This is a genomic window from Ruegeria sp. BE10 (genome assembly GCF_056538905.1).
The window spans coordinates 189,697-202,662 of the sequence record NZ_JBQFTX010000001.1; the positions used below are offsets into that span (position 1 = coordinate 189,697).

General features: G+C 54.9%; 7 protein-coding genes and 3 tRNA genes. 3 read left to right on the plus strand and 7 right to left on the minus strand.

Features of this window, described 5'->3' with window-relative positions:
- Nucleotides 1-3 precede the first annotated feature (3 nt).
- The 3 genes from uvrA to ACR0M2_RS01010 all read right to left on the minus strand — a co-directional run bounded on the left by uvrA (nucleotide 4) and on the right by ACR0M2_RS01010 (nucleotide 3,243).
- Nucleotides 4-2,862, minus strand: coding sequence for an excinuclease ABC subunit UvrA (uvrA, locus tag ACR0M2_RS01000; RefSeq protein WP_480703803.1), 2,859 nt, complete (start codon nucleotides 2,860-2,862; stop codon nucleotides 4-6).
- Between the two features lie 175 nt (nucleotides 2,863-3,037).
- Nucleotides 3,038-3,114 (minus strand) — tRNA-Asp (locus ACR0M2_RS01005).
- Nucleotides 3,115-3,166: 52 nt separating this feature from the next.
- Nucleotides 3,167-3,243 (minus strand) — tRNA-Asp (locus ACR0M2_RS01010).
- A 555-nt stretch (nucleotides 3,244-3,798) separates the two neighbouring features.
- Here ACR0M2_RS01010 and ACR0M2_RS01015 point away from each other — a divergent pair.
- The 3 genes from ACR0M2_RS01015 to ACR0M2_RS01025 all read left to right on the plus strand — a co-directional run bounded on the left by ACR0M2_RS01015 (nucleotide 3,799) and on the right by ACR0M2_RS01025 (nucleotide 7,592).
- A complete protein-coding gene (locus ACR0M2_RS01015) occupies nucleotides 3,799-5,676 on the plus strand; it encodes a M10 family metallopeptidase C-terminal domain-containing protein (RefSeq protein ID WP_170358270.1) in 1,878 nt (625 codons plus the stop codon).
- A gap of 126 nt (nucleotides 5,677-5,802) precedes the next feature.
- A tRNA-Val gene (locus ACR0M2_RS01020) sits at nucleotides 5,803-5,877 on the plus strand.
- 128 nt (nucleotides 5,878-6,005) lie between these two features.
- Nucleotides 6,006-7,592: an APC family permease gene (locus ACR0M2_RS01025; RefSeq protein WP_480703805.1), complete on the plus strand. Its 1,587-nt coding sequence runs from the start codon at nucleotides 6,006-6,008 to the stop codon at nucleotides 7,590-7,592.
- Nucleotides 7,593-7,624: 32 nt separating this feature from the next.
- Here ACR0M2_RS01025 and lon read toward each other — a convergent pair whose 3' ends face one another.
- The 4 genes from lon to ACR0M2_RS01045 form a co-directional block, all read right to left on the minus strand.
- Complete coding sequence (gene lon / locus ACR0M2_RS01030) at nucleotides 7,625-10,033, minus strand: endopeptidase La (RefSeq protein ID WP_480703807.1); 2,409 nt, start codon at nucleotides 10,031-10,033, stop codon at nucleotides 7,625-7,627.
- A 222-nt stretch (nucleotides 10,034-10,255) separates the two neighbouring features.
- Nucleotides 10,256-10,669, minus strand: a complete 414-nt coding sequence (locus ACR0M2_RS01035) for a DUF6636 domain-containing protein (protein WP_480703808.1) — start codon at nucleotides 10,667-10,669, stop codon at nucleotides 10,256-10,258.
- An 89-nt stretch (nucleotides 10,670-10,758) separates the two neighbouring features.
- Nucleotides 10,759-11,889, minus strand: a complete 1,131-nt coding sequence (tgt, locus tag ACR0M2_RS01040) for a tRNA guanosine(34) transglycosylase Tgt (protein ID WP_480703809.1) — start codon at nucleotides 11,887-11,889, stop codon at nucleotides 10,759-10,761.
- Between the two features lie 67 nt (nucleotides 11,890-11,956).
- Nucleotides 11,957-12,868, minus strand: a complete 912-nt coding sequence (locus ACR0M2_RS01045) for a nucleoside hydrolase (RefSeq protein ID WP_170349397.1) — start codon at nucleotides 12,866-12,868, stop codon at nucleotides 11,957-11,959.
- Nucleotides 12,869-12,966: the final 98 nt, after the last annotated feature.

Below are 12,966 nucleotides of genomic sequence, written 5' to 3' on the forward strand. Positions count from 1 at the left end.
CCCCTATTCCGCAGCAACACGCGCGCCCTCAAGCATCTGCTTCAGATACCGCCCCGTATGGCTGCGTTCCACTGCAGCCACATCCTCGGGCGTGCCGGTCGCGACGATCTCACCACCACCATCGCCACCTTCGGGGCCGATATCAATGATGTGGTCGGCGGTTTTCACAACGTCCAGGTTGTGTTCGATCACCACAACCGTATTACCCTGATCGACCAATTCATGCAGCACTTCCAACAGCTTACGGACGTCTTCGAAATGAAGACCGGTGGTCGGCTCGTCCAGGATATACAAAGTCCGCCCGGTTGAACGCTTGGACAACTCCTTTGACAGCTTCACCCGCTGCGCCTCACCACCAGACAGCGTAGTCGCCTGCTGACCGACCTTGATATAGCCAAGCCCGACCCGTGCCAGCGCATCCATCTTGTCGCGGATCGAGGGCACGGCCTTAAAGAACTCCTGCGCATCTTCCACTGTCATATCAAGAACATCGGCGATGGACTTACCCTTGAACTTGATCTCAAGCGTTTCGCGGTTGTAGCGCGCGCCCTTGCAGGTTTCGCAGGTGACGTAAACATCGGGCAGAAAGTGCATCTCGATCTTAATGACGCCGTCACCTTGACAGGCTTCGCACCGGCCGCCCTTGACGTTAAAGCTGAACCGACCCGGCTTGTAACCACGCGCCTTGGCTTCGGGTAAACCGGCGAACCAATCACGGATCGGGGTGAAGGCCCCAGTGTAAGTTGCTGGATTCGAACGCGGAGTCCGCCCGATAGGCCGCTGGTCGATGTCGATGACTTTATCCAGATGTTCCAGTCCCTTGATTGTCTCACAGGGTGCCGGGGTCTGACGCGCACCGTTCAGACGCATCGAAGCGGTTTTGAACAACGTCTCAATCGTCAATGTCGATTTGCCACCGCCCGACACTCCGGTCACGCAGACAAACTTACCCAGAGGGAAATCGGCGGTGACGTTCTTCAGGTTGTTGCCCGTCGCCTTAACTACCGAGACCTTTTTCTTATTCCCCTTGCGCCGTTCTGTTGGAACGGCAATTTCCCGTGTGCCTGCCAAATACTGACCGGTCATAGAGGCTGCATCTGAAGCGATCTGTTCAGGTGTGCCCTTACTGACCACCTGTCCGCCATGAACACCGGCTCCAGGTCCTATATCAAACACATAGTCGGCCTCACGGATTGCCTCTTCGTCATGTTCGACGACGATCACCGTGTTGCCCTGATCGCGCAGGTTCTTGAGCGTTCCCAGCAGACGGTCATTGTCCCGTTGGTGCAGACCAATCGAAGGCTCATCGAGCACATACAGAACCCCGGTCAGACCCGAGCCGATCTGGCTGGCCAGACGAATACGTTGGCTTTCACCCCCGGACAGGGTGCCACTTGAACGGGACAGCGTAAGGTATTCTAGTCCAACGTTATTCAAGAATCCCAACCGTTCACGAATCTCTTTAAGGATTGCCCGTGCGATCTCATTCTTCTGAACGCTCAGATGGTTCGGAGCATCCTCGACCCAAGCCAGAGCCTCTTTGATCGACATCTGTACGACCTGTCCCACATGCAAGCCTGCGATCTTGACGGCCAGTGCCTCGGGACGCAGGCGATAGCCGTGGCATGCGCCGCACGGCCGGTTGTTCTGGTATCGCTCAAACTCTTCACGTATCCAAGCGCTGTCGGTTTCGCGATAGCGGCGTTCCATATTGGGAATCACGCCCTCAAAGCTGCGTGTCACCTGATAGACCCGACCACCTTCGTCGTAACGGAACTGGATTTCTTCGTCGCCCGAACCGCGCAGAAACACCTGTTGTACCTTTGTGGGCAAATCTTTCCATGGGGTGTTCTTGTCGAATTCGTAATGGCGGGCAATCGCCTCGATCGTCTGCAGGAAATAGGGAGACTTGCCTTTGCGCCACGGGGCCAGTGCCCCGTCGTAAAGCTTCAGCGTCTGATCCGGCACCACAAGACGTTCGTCAAAAAACAGTTCGACCCCCAGGCCGTCACAGTCCGGGCAGGCACCAAAAGGCGCATTGAATGAGAACAGGCGCGGTTCAATCTCGGGAATCGTGAAGCCGCTGACCGGGCAGGCAAAATTTTCACTGAATGTAATGCGTTCTGCATCACCTTCGCGCGGGGCGGTTTCCAGAACCGCGATCCCATCTGCCAAATCCAAAGCGGTGCGCAGACTGTCGGCCAGTCGAGTCTCCATCCCTTCACGCACGACCAGGCGGTCGACCACAACGTCAATGTCGTGGCGGAATTTCTTGTCCAGCGTGGGCGGCTCGTCCAATTCGTAGAACTCGCCATCCACCTTGACGCGCTGAAATCCCTGTTTGCGCAGTTCGAGGAATTCCTTTTTGTATTCCCCCTTGCGGTCCCGCACGATGGGGGCCAGCAGATAGCCGCGCATGCCCTCCTCCATCGTCATGATGCGGTCGACCATGTCCTGCACCTGCTGTGCTTCGATGGGCTGCCCAGTAGCCGGACTATAGGGTGTCCCCGCGCGCGCAAATAACAGACGCATATAGTCGTAAATCTCGGTCACCGTCCCAACGGTCGAACGCGGATTTTTCGACGTGGTTTTCTGTTCAATCGAAATCGCCGGGGACAGGCCGCTGATATGGTCTACATCCGGCTTTTCCATCATATCCAGGAACTGACGCGCATAAGCCGACAGGCTTTCGACATAGCGACGCTGACCTTCGGCATAAATCGTATCAAACGCCAAAGACGACTTGCCAGAACCCGACAACCCGGTGATCACCACCAGCTGATCGCGCGGGATATCCACGTCAATGCCCTTGAGGTTATGCTCGCGCGCGCCGCGCACCTCGATATTTTTCAGCTCAGCCATTTTGGCCCCCAACACACAAGTGTCCTAGAAATAGGCGAGCGGCTCCGAGTCTCCAACAAAAAAGTTAGAACAAAGTGTGAACGACCGGATTATTGCCGACATCTCCTGACAGTATGACCCCGATCCGATATGTGCCCCGGAAGGGGTTGATTGAATATTCGGTATTTCAGGAAAATGGCGCGGTTGACGGGGCTCGAACCCGCGACCCCCGGCGTGACAGGCCGGTACTCTAACCAACTGAGCTACAACCGCGCATTTAGGGTCTATGTGCGATCCATTAACCCGGATCAAAGGCTGGCAGCGATGGCGCGGTTGACGGGGCTCGAACCCGCGACCCCCGGCGTGACAGGCCGGTACTCTAACCAACTGAGCTACAACCGCCCGCTGCCCGTTCGTTGCTGAACGTTTGGGTGTATTATGGCCACGCCCCGGCATCGTCAAGCGGGGTTTTGAAGTTTTTTTAAAGAAGGCAGAAATTGTTTCCGGGCTTCGCGACACACCTTCTTCGTAACCAGACCTTTCCGAAGCTACCGCAAGACCCCAAACACACTTTCTCTAAAATGATTCTTAAATTTGGAAATGTCGAAATATCCAAGGATTTTTCTTTCAAACGATTCCTTCGAAAGGCACTCATAGGTTGTATGCTTTCTGAAAAACCCGAACATAATCCTCGATATATCTGTATCTAGCAAAACGACCTTTTGAGCGGCTTGAAACCCCCGCCATTATTCAGCCACATTGCGTGTGCAAGAGGCGACACTGCCCCCACAAAATCAAAAATACGTGTCGGCAAACTTGCACAGGCAAGTCTCGAAGTGAAGTATCCCAGCGGATAACAAAATCTCGGCTTACGAGATCGGAAGGAAGCTTAACGCAATCAAAAGTCATGATTTGTGATGACCTATCGGTTGCGTTGTTAATGATGGAAATAGCGGAATGTCAGTTGCAAATCAGAATTACCCGGGCGCCAGCCCAACCGGTCATGAATATGTTGACGGATTGATTTGGGGGACCTCTTGGAACCTTGGCACAAATAACGGAGGACCGGCTGGCACGATTACCTATTCATTCGGGGACTCGTCGGTTCAGGGCTTCGTAGATTTTCTCCCCCATGAAAAACAGGCGTTCCGCCAAGCCCTGGCCGTGATCGAACAATACATCCCGATTGATTTTGTCGAGGTCAATTTCCTATCGCCTCAGGGGACGCCCTATTACGAAAACATCTCGTGGGGTCTAGTTACAACCCAATCCCTTGATGGCGGCCTCGGCGCACACCAAGTGCCCGGAAGCGATCCCATTCTGCAAGGGTTTGGTATCAACACCCTGTTTGGCTGGTTCGCATACGATACTCCTCTGTTCAGCCAATCCGCGCTGGCAAAGGGCGGCGAAGGATTTGCAACCATTGTGCATGAGATCCTGCATGGCCTCGGCCTTGCACATCCGCATGACAATGGTGGACAATCAACCGTCTTCGACGGTGTGACACAAGCGTTCGATGACTATGGAACCGATGGTCAGAACCAAGCCGTCTACACGATCATGTCCTATAACTCTGGCTACCCGCAGGTTGTGCCGCTGCCTTCGTTCAACTACGGCGGCGTGGCCTCGCCCATGGCACTGGACATCGCCGCTCTTCAAGCGATTTACGGAACCACATCAAACAATACCGGCAACAACATCTATTCTTTGAAAGGCTCCAATGCTCCCGGAACATATTGGGAAGCCATTTGGGATACTGGAGGCAATGACGCGATTTCGGCCATCGGAGTAAATCGAAAAGTGGTCATCAACCTCAATGATGCTGATCTCGAGGGAAGTGATGCAGGTGGCGCAGTTTCTCGTGCGCAGGCCGTATCAGGAGGGTTCACCATCGCCAACACCGTAAAGATCGAAAACGCTTTTGGCGGTAGTGGCAATGATTTTCTGATCGGCAACGAATACAATAACTTCCTTAACGGCGCCAACGGCAACGACAGCCTCTTTGGTGACGCGGGCAATGACTGGATTTATGGCTCTTTTGGAAACGATACGATCTCTGGCGGCGCCGGTAATGACAGCCTTTCGGGTCAACGTGGAAACGACACGTTCAAAAACAAAGACGGTGACGGCAACGACACGATAAACGGCAACAGAGGCAATGATTGGCTGGAGTACAGTGGCACCAATGGGGCCACCGTGGATCTTTCGAACACCTCTGCGCAAAACACCGGCTATGGCACTGACACCATTCTAAATATTGAACACATTGTTGGCTCGGCGCAGGGCGACAATTTAACCGGCAACGACCAGATCAACTATTTACTCGGCGGTGCCGGTAACGATGTCCTTGATGGCGGTATTAAAGACGACGTTCTGCGAGGCAGTAAGGGTGATGACCTAGTAATGGGCGCTCGCGGTTGGGATACTCTCTATGGGGGAAACGGTAATGACACCATCGTCGGGGGCATTGGTCGTGATATCATGACAGGCGGTGCTGACGCAGACACATTCGTTTTCAATTCCATTACAGAAGGTTCTGCTATTCGCCAAAAAGCTGACCTGATTATGGACTTCACACGCGGCGTAGACAAAATCGATCTGAGCGCCATTGATGCAAGCGAAGTCCTAGCGGGAGATGACACTTTTCTCTTCAACGGTGCGGCACCGGCAACCGCTTCTGATGAGGGTGAGGTTTTCTATGTCCAAAGCAACCCAGCGGGCACAATCTACGACCGAACTTTTGTCTATATTGATACTGACGGCGATCAGGATCCGGAAATGATGATCAAAATTGTCGGCCTACACGACCTGACAGCGAACGACTTCATCCTGTAAGGCTGTATCCGAAATCAACAGGCAGCAGGTTTATGCTGCCTGTTTTTTTTGTGTCCGCAGCATATTAGTTTTACCCTTTGGGTACCCTTGCAAGCCTGCGGAACACTCTGTATTAGGCGCGCTTATGGGTGATTAGCTCAGTGGTAGAGCGCTTCGTTCACATCGAAGATGTCAGGAGTTCAAATCTCTTATCACCCACCATTCCTCTCATTGGTAGGCACCATCCAAATTTCCGTTTCTTGACGGATGCTTGCCAGATTTCTCCTGGGCTGCGTATCCTGTTTTGAACGGCCGCATAATTTTGTGGCGCCTTGGGATGGAGTAGTATCGTGGCCAGATTGAAGCGAGACATCGGCCTCGTTGGGCTAACCTTCATCTCGGTTGGTGGAATCATTGGCTCTGGGTGGCTATTTGGTCCGCTGCTGGCGGTGCAACATGCAGGGCCTGCTGCCATCTTTTCATGGATCATTGGCGCCGCGGCCATGTTCATTCTGGCAATCACCTTCGCCGAAATATCGGCCATGTTGCCGATCCCAGGGGGCATCGCGCGGGTGCCGCAGTTTTCACACGGCAATATCGTCTCGATGACGATGGGTTGGACCGCCTGGATCGGCTATAACACCACCGCCCCGATCGAGGTCGAGGCGATGCTGAAGTACCTGGCCCCCTACGCCCCTTGGCTCCACACAGCAGACACAGGTGACCTGACTGGCGCGGGAATCACCGTGGCGCTGTTCTTCATGCTGCTGTTCGTCGCGGTTAACGCGTTAGGCGTCAAGTTCTTCACTCAGGTGAACGCGACGCTGACATGGGCCAAGATTGCAATTCCAATCGTATTGGCCGCCTTGTTGATCGGCAATCGGTTCGACGCTCAGAACTTCACTCAACCAGATGGATTCGCACCCTATGGGCTGCAAGGCATCATGGCTGCTGTCTCGACCGGAGGCGTTATCTTCTCCTTCATCGGCTTTCGTCATGTGGTTGATATGGCCGGTGAGGTTCGAAACCCCAAATTCGCCATCCCTGCCGCACTGATTCTGTCCATCGTGCTTTGCGCGTTGATCTATGTGGGCTTGCAAATCGCCTTTATCGGTGCGCTCGACTCGAAAATGCTGAGCAACGGTTGGGCCAGCTTGAGTTTCGGAGGTCAGGGTCCGTTGGACGGCGTCATCATATCGGTCGGGTTTGTCTGGTTCCTGAGCGTACTGAACATCGGATCGGTCATCGGTCCGTTCGGCAATGGCCTTGTCTCAACCGGATCAAATGCGCGGATCGCTATGGCTTTGGCAAAAAACGGATTTTTACCGTCGCGCCTGATGATGTTGTCGTCGTTCGGAGTGCCCCTTTGGGCACTGGCACTGAACTTCCTGATCGGCACCTTGTTTCTTTTGACGGTTCCCTTCACCACCGTCATCGCCTTGAATGGCGCCGCCATCGTGCTGTCTTTTGCGGTCGGTCCTATCGCCGTCGTGTGCCTGCGCCATCTGATGCCGGATCGCCCCAGATCCATCCGCATCCCCGCCGTGAAACTGGTTGCGGTCTCGGCCTTCGCCATCGCAACCCTTGTGGTTTATTGGAGCGGTTGGGACACGGTCTGGCGTCTGGGTGTCGCCCTTGCCATCGGGATGGCCCTGCTGCTGGTACGGTTCCGCAACAGGTTGGATGAGATGGACGTGACCGAAGCGCTATGGCTGCTCCCTTATCTGGTGGGTGTCGGCCTGATCTCATATCTCGGACAGTTCGGGGATGGCGCGCTGAAGCAAATCCCGTTTGGGTGGGATATTGCGCTGTGCGTGTTGTTTTCTGCTGTGATCTTTGGGTTGGCAGTACGTTCTGCCCTGCCCCAGGAAAAGTTCCAGGAATACATCGACGAAGAAGAGATTCTGGACCCGAAAAAACCCATCATTGGGTTGTAAAAAAGGCGGGGTCTACCCCGCCTTTGATCTGCTCAATGCGCTGTTGCCGATGGGCTGGCACCTTCGGCCGCCTTGGCTGCTGCTGCTGCGGCCTCTTCTGCGGCTTCATCCCATTCGACAGGCTCAGGCTCGCGGATCAGCGCGTGTTTCAGAACTTCCGAGACATGTGTAACCGGGATGATTTTCAACCCTTCTTTAACGTTGTCCGGAATTTCCGCCAGATCCTTTTCGTTTTCTTCCGGGATCAGAACGGTCTTGATACCACCGCGCAGAGCCGCCAGCAGCTTTTCTTTCAAACCACCAATCGGCATCGCGTTACCGCGCAGTGAAACCTCACCCGTCATCGCGATATCCTTGCGCACCGGAATTCCGGTCAGCACAGACACGATCGAGGTCACCATCGCCAGACCGGCGCTTGGGCCATCCTTGGGTGTGGCACCATCCGGCACGTGGACGTGAATATCCAACGTGTCGAATTTCGGCGGCTTCACCCCGATCTGGGGCGAGATTGACCGCACATAGGACGAAGCCGCGTCGATGGATTCTTTCATCACATCACCCAACTTACCGGTGGTCTTCATCCGACCCTTACCCGGCAGTTTCAACGCCTCGATATGCAGCAGGTCGCCACCTACGGATGTCCACGCCAGACCGGTGACCACACCGACCTGATCATCTTGTTCGGCCAGACCATAACGGAATTTCGGCACGCCCAGGAATTCATCCAGATTGTCAGGCGTAACAATGACTTCTTCCGCCTCATTCTTGATGATCTTGGTCAGCGATTTCCGCGCTACCTTGGCGATCTCACGCTCAAGGTTCCGCACGCCCGCTTCGCGAGTGTAAGTGCGGATCATCTTTTGCAGCGCCTCATCCGTCAGTTCAAACTCCTTGGCTTTCAGACCATGGTTTTTCACTTGTTTGCTGATCAGGTGCTGCTTGGCGATCTCGCTCTTTTCTTCTTCGGTGTAACCGGCCAGCGGGATGATCTCCATCCGGTCCAGCAGAGGCCCTGGCATGTTGTAGCTGTTCGACGTGGTCAAGAACATCACATTGGACAGGTCATATTCGACCTCAAGGTAATGGTCCATGAACGTGCTGTTTTGCTCAGGATCCAACACCTCAAGCATGGCCGAGGCCGGATCGCCACGGAAGTCCTGACCCATCTTGTCGATCTCGTCGAGCAGGATGAGCGGGTTCGTAGTTTTTGCCTTTTTCAGCGCCTGGATGATCTTGCCGGGCATCGAGCCGATATAGGTCCGACGGTGGCCGCGAATCTCGGATTCGTCGCGCACGCCACCCAGCGAGATGCGAATGAATTCGCGCCCCGTTGCCCGTGCAACCGATTTACCCAAGCTGGTCTTACCAACACCCGGAGGACCGACAAGGCACAGGATCGGGCCCTTCAGCTTTTTCGAACGCTGTTGAACTGCCAGATATTCGACGATCCGTTCCTTGACCTTTTCCAGGCCATAGTGATCGGCATCCAGAATGTCCTGCGCCCGGCCCAAATCCTTTTTGACGCGGGATTTGGTGCCCCACGGCAGTGACAGAATCCAGTCCAGATAGTTACGAACAACGGTAGCCTCAGCCGACATTGGGCTCATGTTGCGCAGCTTTTTCAGCTCGCCTTCGGCCTTTTCACGCGCCTCTTGCGACAGCTTGGTCTCGTTGATCTTGGCTTCTAGCTCAGCGACTTCATTACTGCCGTCCTCGCCGTCGCCAAGCTCCTTCTGAATGGCCTTCATCTGTTCATTCAAGTAGTACTCGCGCTGCGTCTTCTCCATCTGGGACTTGACGCGCGTCTTGATCTTTTTCTCGACCTGCAGAACCGACATTTCGCCCTGCATCAGGCCATAGACCTTCTCAAGCCGCTCGCTAACGCTGAGGGTTTCCAACAGTTCCTGCTTTTGCTCGACCTCGATACCCAGATGACCTGACACAAGGTCGGCCAGCTTGGCGGGTTCGGCGGTTTCACCAACGGCGGTCAAGGCTTCTTCGGGGATGTTTTTGCGCACTTTTGCGTAGCGCTCGAACTCATCCGCAACGGTGCGCAGAAGCGCCTCGGTCGTGGTGACATCGCCCGGAATTTCGGTCAAATATTCGGCACGAGCCTCGAAAAACTCTTCATTTTCAAGGAACTCGGTGATCTGCACGCGTGCTTGACCTTCGACCAGCACCTTTACGGTACCATCAGGCAGCTTCAGCAACTGCAAAACATTGGCCAGAACACCCGAGCGGTAAATTCCGTCTTCTGCCGGGTCATCATCACCCGGATCAATCTGGCTAGACAGCAAAATCTGTTTGTCGTCCTGCATCACCTCTTCCAGTGCGCGGACGGATTTTTCCCGACCCACGAACAGCGGTACGATCATGTGCGGGAACACCACAATATCGCGCAGCGGAAGTACGGGGTATGAGGAATTAAGGGGCTCTTGCATGCTCAATCCTTATCGTTGGCAAGATGGCTCCGGTCCCTGTTCAGGCAACGCTCGGCCATCTCCTGTCTTGGACGATAAAGGTGGGGCCTCATCGCCCTTTTTCAACCTTACCGCCATGTATCGCGATTCAGAATGGCCCGAGGTTTAGCGGACTGCAAGGCGTCCAACGAACATATCCACGGAATTTAACAAAACATGCCAACAAGGCTTAGAATGCGTGCGTTAGAACACCCTTTGAACTGCACGAGACAGAAAAAATCCGTGCCCGTCTTCATTTTTGCACTCCAAACCCTTTGTCGAAGAATGGCAAACAAAACCGCCGAAATTACCAGTCACACCATATTCGGCCCGATCAAATCCGTCGCGATGACGGTTGAGCGGACGGCACAGCATTTCGACTGGCCCGGTATTTGCCATGAAGAAATCATGCCCCCAATCGGATTGGCAATCAAAGGGGCGCGGCAGGGCCGGATCGCCCCGGCGCTCGATGATGGTACAGTGGATATCTGCTGTGTTCAGCTCTTGCCCGACCGAGCATTGGATGTTTTCCGACGGAGTTTCAAAAGTCCAGACGTCGGCATAAGCCGACGTCACAATCGCAGATAGAACAAGTAAGAATCCAAATAGGCGAGGCATCGTAACCCCCAACGAAAAACAGAAAATTTCTTGGTTAATCAGTCTGTAGATTACCAAAAAATCAACGTTCTGTCATCAAAGGTTCAGCGCTACAGCGGTTCGATATCGCCTTGCGCCCTCTGTGCGTGAAACTCTGCCTGCCATGCCTCGAATGTTCCGGCTGCAATGGCATCTCGCATGCCCTGCATGATTTCCTGAAAGTAATGCAGGTTGTGCCAGGTCAACAGCATGCCCGAGATCATCTCGTTAGACCGGAACACGTGATGAAGGTAGGCCCGCGAATAGTTCGAACAGGCCGGGCAAGAGCATGCCTCATCCAGCGGTCGTGGATCATCGGCGTGACGGGCGTTCTTGATGTTCACAACGCCATAGCGAGTGAACACCTGGCCAGTGCGCCCCGAACGTGAAGGCAAGACGCAGTCCATCATGTCGATGCCACGCGCAACTGCTCCGACGATGTCGTCCGGCTTGCCGACCCCCATCAGATAACGCGGTTTATCGGTGGGCAAGAAGTCAGGCGCATAGTCGAGGCAATCGAACATCGCTTCCTGCCCCTCACCCACAGCCAGACCACCGACTGCGTAACCTTCGAAACCGATGGCTTTCAGGGCCTCAGCGCTTTCTTCGCGCAAGTCCTGTTCCAAACCGCCTTGCATAATGCCGAACAACGCGTGACCAGGGCGATCCCCGAAGGCTTCGCGTGAGCGTTCGGCCCAACGCATCGACAGGCGCATCGACTCGGCGATGCGGTTGCGGTCGGCAGGCAAGGCGGGGCATTCGTCGAAACACATGACAATGTCAGACCCCAGCAAGCGCTGAATCTCCATCGACCGTTCCGGCGTCAGCTCGTGTTTGGATCCATCGACATGGGATTTGAACGTCACGCCCTTTTCGGTCAGCTTGCGCAGACCGGCCAGTGACATGACCTGAAACCCACCCGAGTCCGTCAGAATGGGTCGGTCCCAGTTCATGAATTTGTGCAACCCACCCAACCGGTCGATACGTTCCGCCGTGGGACGCAGCATCAGGTGATAGGTGTTGCCCAGCAGAATATCCGCCCCGGTCGCCCGCACACTTTCCGGCATCATCGCCTTGACCGTCGCTGCGGTGCCCACTGGCATAAAGGCCGGCGTGCGCACTTCACCCCGCGGCGTGTTAATCACACCGGTTCTGGCCTTGCCATCGGTGGCTTTCAGGTCAAATGAAAAACGCTCGGTCATGGGGGGGGTGCCTCGGGGTCTCTGAACCGGGCAGCATTTGCCCGATCTGTCGGTCCAATGCAACCCGTCAGGGAAGCGAGGCGACGCGGTCTGTGAACAGATTCACCACCCCTGCCCCATCTACATCCCGACACACACGAACCGGAGGTCGCGAAGGATCGGGACGAGTCGCGCCAACTTCAGCCCCCTCGGTCGCCACGCGCAACCCTGTTTCGACCATATCGAACATTGGTTCATGGGTGCAGGCAATCACAGCCGTCGAGTCGTGTAACCCACATCCCTCTAGCCCGCCAACCTCTTTGTAGAACTTCAAATAGAACCGAGAGATATCGCGCAGGAACCCTCCCATATTCGGTGATCGGCCCGCCAACGCCTCGAAATCCGCGGTTTCATAAAGGGTTTTCAACGTCACATCCAAACCCACCAATACGGTCTGTGGTGGTGCGGCGAATACCTTATCTGCAGCCTGGGCGTCGTGATAGATGTTGGCTTCGGCGAATTGAGTGACGTTCCCGGGGCAGTAAACCGCGCCCCCCATGATCACCAACCGTTTGATATTTGTCGCAAACTGCGGATCCAAACGCATAGCAGCGGCGACATTCGTCAGTGGACCAACTGCGCAAACGACTAACTCGTCCTTATGCTCACGCGCCATATCGACCAAAAACTCAGCTGCTGTCAGCGTATGATTGGCCCCAATCTCTGGAATCTCGGTCACATCGCCAAAACCTTCAGGCCCATGCACATGATCCGAGGGGTCATGACTACTTTGTCCCACTGCAAAGGCCGCACCTTCGGCCACTGGTACTTCCAACCCCAGTTTATCCAGCAAAAACCGCGCATTGCGGCTGGATTGGTGAATGTGTGTGTTACCGAAAACCGTCGTCAGACCGATCAGGTCAATCTCGGGCGCGGCGGCGGCATAAGCGATGGCCATGGCATCGTCGATGCCGGGGTCTGTATCAATGATCAGTTTCATAGCGCCCGATACCGCAAACAAGACGGGATGCAAAGCGGTCACATTCCTGAATTTCCACCCCGCATCCGCAGCTTCAAAGATTTGCATCTGCGACTGTT